The sequence below is a fragment of the Citrobacter sp. Ce104 genome (assembly GCF_030334595.1).
In the GTDB taxonomy this organism is placed as follows: Bacteria; Pseudomonadota; Gammaproteobacteria; order Enterobacterales; family Enterobacteriaceae; genus Citrobacter; species Citrobacter europaeus.
In genome coordinates this window covers 1-726 of sequence record NZ_JAOWDP010000003.1, presented here as the reverse complement: position 1 = coordinate 726, position 726 = coordinate 1, and the positions used below count along the sequence as shown (strand labels likewise).

Sequence of the window (726 nt, the reverse complement as noted above, 5' to 3'; positions counted from 1 at the left end):
CAGTTAAACACCCGGACCTCCACCGGCCAGTCTATCCACGGATTCCAGCTGCTGCGGTGATGTTCGTAAATATAGACTTTTTGTCGCTTACGGTTTAGCCGCACGGGCGTACCGCGGGGCGTGTGATAGGTCATTCTGAACAAAAGTTTAAAAAAAGAGAGAAAAAAAACAAATCCAATAAATGATATTAAAAAAGTGATTATATCCATCCCGGAAATAAAAGGGAAAATTAGAAAAAAAAGTATAAATGGCACTGAAAAAAAAGCAAAAATATCGCCGCAGCCCCATGATATCTGATTCTCATAGCGGGGAATTTCCAGCCAGATATCATTCTTTTCGTTCAGCCAGATAGCATTGGGTTCAACATCGTGCTCCAGCCACTGAACCGGCAGATCCTCCTGTCATCTTTCCGCCTGCGGGATCAGTACGGAACGGCGATAGAAAGGGTTTTTGGGGCGTTGTATTTCAACGTTTGCTGTATGCTGTTCCTTTTTTTTATTGTCAGAGGCGGACAGTGATGCGCGACGCTTTACTTTATTGCCTGGCTTTTTAGCCATAATATTCATTCATCCTTTTACATTAAGCATTAATGAAAGCACATCCCCAACGTTATATTTATTTTTCCAGTCGCTTACGGTGCCGTCCGTGATTCAGCGTCAAGCGCTTCCGGCCAGTGGATATGGCCCCACTGCTGCGGGTGTTCTGCAAAACGCGCCGTCTCAGGCA

2 protein-coding genes are annotated in these 726 nt (G+C 45.0%); both read right to left on the bottom strand.

Features of this window, described 5'->3' with window-relative positions; genetic code table 11:
* A partial coding sequence (locus OGW16_RS26310; RefSeq protein ID WP_353655667.1) for a DUF6708 domain-containing protein occupies positions 1-209 on the bottom strand: 209 nt, incomplete at its 3' end.
* Between the two features lie 192 nt (positions 210-401).
* On the bottom strand, positions 402-566 hold the full coding sequence (locus OGW16_RS00010) for a hypothetical protein (protein ID WP_286517453.1): 165 nt from the start codon (positions 564-566) through the stop codon (positions 402-404).
* Between the last annotated feature and the right edge of the window lie 160 nt (positions 567-726).

Bases quoted from the DNA above. Each gene is read 5' to 3' on its own strand.
- OGW16_RS00010 (WP_286517453.1), bottom strand. From the start codon at position 566: ATGAATATTATGGCTAAAAAGCCAGGCAATAAAGTAAAGCGTCGCGCA.